The following is a 2,876-nucleotide window of genomic DNA, read 5'->3' as shown; positions in this document are numbered from 1 at the left end:
ATGCGCCGCTCCCCGAACTCGTGCGCTCGTGGACCCGCAACACGGTCAGGGTGCGCACTCCCCGCCCGGCCGATCTGGCCGCAGCCGTCGGCGGACCCGATGTCGAGATCGTGAGCTCGGCTCCCGACCTGCTCGACATCGTGGGGCTGCCTGCTGCGCGCATCGGCGACCTCGCTGCGGACCGCGGCATTGCGCTGCACGAACTCACCCCGACCACCGGTTCGCTCGAAGACGCCTACCTCGCCCTCACCGGCGACTCCGTCGAGTACCGCACCAAGGAGATCTCATGACCACGACACAGGCCCCCGCCGCCACACGGCCGCGCGTGGACACCGGTCGAAAGCTGACGTTCGTGCGCGCGCTGCGCGGTGAATGGATCAAGCTCGCCACCCTGCGCTCGACCTGGTGGTCCATCGGGATCGCCGCCGCTCTGACAGTGGGGATCGCGGTTCTCATCGCCCAGGCCCTCGACATGCCGGACTTCGAGCCGATCCAGGCCGTCATCATGCCCATCCAGTTCACCATGCTGCTCGCCGGCATCATCGGTGCGATCTCGGTCACCGGCGAGTACTCGACCGGAATGATCCGTTCGACGCTCACGGCGAATCCTGTTCGCGGATCGGTGCTGGCGGCGAAGTCGACCGTGCTGGCCGTCTTCATGTTCCTGTCGTCGCTGGTGATCTTCGCCATCGCCGCCCTCGCCGTCACTCTCATCGTGGCGCCGCGGGATCAGAGCATCGACTGGTCCGACCCGTCGGCCTCGATCCTGCCGATCGTCGTAGCCTCGCTGTCCATGGCTGTCTTCGCCCTCATCGGCGTCTCGTTCGGGTTCATCCTGCGCTCGGGGGCCGGAGCCATCGCCGCCACCGTCGGCGTGCTGTTCGTGCTGCCTATCGTCGCGAGTTTCTTCTCCTTCGCCGGCGAGGCGTGGGCGTGGGTCATCGAGGCCTCGTCCTACCTCCCGGTGGCGGCTGCGCAAGCTGCGATCATGCCCAGTGAGACGGCGGCTCTCGACGCACCCACCGCGTTCCTGACGCTGGGCTGCTGGGTCGCCGGTGGTGCCCTGGTCGCGTGGGGCGTGCTGCGCACGCGCGACGCGTAAAGTCGGCCTGTGAGCAGAACGCGAAGCCGCAGCGACTCGATCCGTGAGGACGAGGAGCTGCGGCTTCCGCGTGCCCCTGGCCTGTTCCGACGCTTCTGGGCGCGCCACCCGCTGTTCGCCGACATCCTGCTCGCCCTGATCTGCCTGTTCCTGTCGCTCGCACCGGCCGCGCCCTACCCCGACCCCTCGCTCCCGGAGGGCACCTACATCACCCTCAACATCGCGACGCTGGCGATGGTCGCGATCGGGTGCAGCACCCTTCTCTGGCGCCGTCGAGCGCCGCTGGGCCCCTTCCTCGCTGCGGTGATCCTGGGTACCGTCGGTCTGTTCACGGGCATGTCCGGCGGCATCATCCTCCTGCTCGTCGCCTGCTACGGCGTCGCGGTCTATCGCTCGGCCCGCCTGGCCTGGATCTGCTACGGGATCGGCGCGGCATGGTTCCTCGGCTTCACCACGGTGCTCATGCTGACCGGCGCGACCGTGCTCCAAGTCGGCCTCGACACCGCACTCAGCTACGTCGCGCTCGGTCTCATCGGCACACTCGTCGGAGTCAACGTCGGTGACCGCAAGCGCTACCTCCTCGCCATCATCGACCGCTCACGCCAGCTCCTGATCGAGCGCGACCAGCAGGCGCAGCTCGCAGCCGCGTCCGAACGCGCCCGCATCGCCCGGGAGATGCATGACATCGTCTCCCACTCGCTCACCGTCATCGTCGCCCTGTCCGAAGGTGCGGCCGCGACACCGGACCGGGAGCAGGCACGCAAGGCCGCGGCATCCGCCGCCGACACCGCCAGAGGTGCGCTCACCGAGATGCGCTCGATGCTCGGAGTGCTGCGCGACGACGAATCCCCGTTGCCGCTGGCCCCGATGCAGCCCGTACCCGCGCGCGACACCGTGGAGACCGCGCAACGAGCCGGCTATCCGGCGACGCTCACCGTCGTCGGGCAGGCGGAGGTCTCCCCCGCCGTCGCGCATGCGATCGGAAGGATCGTCCAGGAGGGGGTGACCAATGCGATGCGTCATGCTCCCACTGCGAAGACCATCACGGTGCGACTGGAGTACACGACCGAGACGGTCACGATCGAGATCGTGAACGACGGCGTCACAGGCGAGGTCGGGTCGGACGGATTCGGCGTACGCGGACTGTCCGAGCGCGCTGCACACGTTCACGGAACGGTGCGGTCGGCACCTGCGGACGGGGGACGATGGGTTCTGCGGTCCGTGCTCCCCACCTCGGGAAGCACACCCGCCGCACGACGAGAGAAGATGGAGGACGACGGATGACGGATGCGATCACGGTGCTGCTGGTGGATGACCAGGAGCTCATCCGAGTCGGGTTCCGGATGGTGCTCGACGCCGAGGAAGACATCGTGGTGGTCGGTGAGGCCGGCGACGGCAAGGCGGCGATCACGCAGACCGCCCTGCTCGCCCCCGACCTGGTGCTCATGGACATCCGGATGCCGGAGCTGGACGGCATCGCTGCCACCGAGGCGATCGTCCGCGACCACCCGCAGACCAAGGTGCTCGTTCTGACCACGTTCGATCTCGACGAGTACGCGTTCGGAGCGATCCGCGCGGGCGCGAGTGGGTTCCTGTTGAAGGACGCGCAGCGCCACGAGATGATCTCTGCCGTGCGCGCCGTGTCCCGCGGAGATGCAGCGCTCTCCCCTCGGGTCACGAGAGCGCTGATGGAGCATGTGACACCCCGACTCGGAGCGACCTCGTCCGCTGCTCCGGCCGCCGAGGAGAGCACCGCACTCGAGTCACTCACCGA

Annotated in this window: 3 protein-coding genes and 1 pseudogene; all 4 read left to right on the top strand. The window is 68.5% G+C overall.

Annotated features, from left to right (window positions below):
- A pseudogene (locus tag KZA10_RS11235) lies at positions 1-290 on the top strand (ABC transporter ATP-binding protein); the annotation flags it as partial.
- Positions 287-1,102 (top strand): integral membrane transport protein, encoded by an 816-nt coding sequence (locus KZA10_RS11230; RefSeq protein WP_055873869.1) that lies wholly within the window; start codon positions 287-289, stop codon positions 1,100-1,102. The pseudogene KZA10_RS11235 and the gene KZA10_RS11230, both read left to right, overlap by 4 nt.
- 9 nt (positions 1,103-1,111) lie before the next feature.
- Positions 1,112-2,386 carry a histidine kinase gene (locus KZA10_RS11225; protein ID WP_218682929.1) on the top strand — a complete coding sequence of 425 codons (1,275 nt, stop codon included), beginning with the start codon at positions 1,112-1,114 and terminating at the stop codon, positions 2,384-2,386.
- Positions 2,383-2,876: response regulator transcription factor (locus KZA10_RS11220; protein ID WP_218682928.1), on the top strand; the 494-nt coding region annotated here is incomplete at its 3' end. The genes KZA10_RS11225 and KZA10_RS11220, both read left to right, overlap by 4 nt.

Source organism: Microbacterium sp. BF1, assembly GCF_019279095.1.
Classification (GTDB): Bacteria; Actinomycetota; Actinomycetes; order Actinomycetales; family Microbacteriaceae; genus Microbacterium; species Microbacterium maritypicum.
Note: the sequence above shows the minus strand (reverse complement) of the source record. Positions and strands in the feature narration are given on the sequence as shown.

What these genes read in the sequence shown, in the direction of transcription:
- KZA10_RS11230 (WP_055873869.1), top strand. Translation starts at nt 287, where the DNA reads ATGACCACGACACAGGCCCCCGCCGCCACACGGCCGCGCGTGGACACC.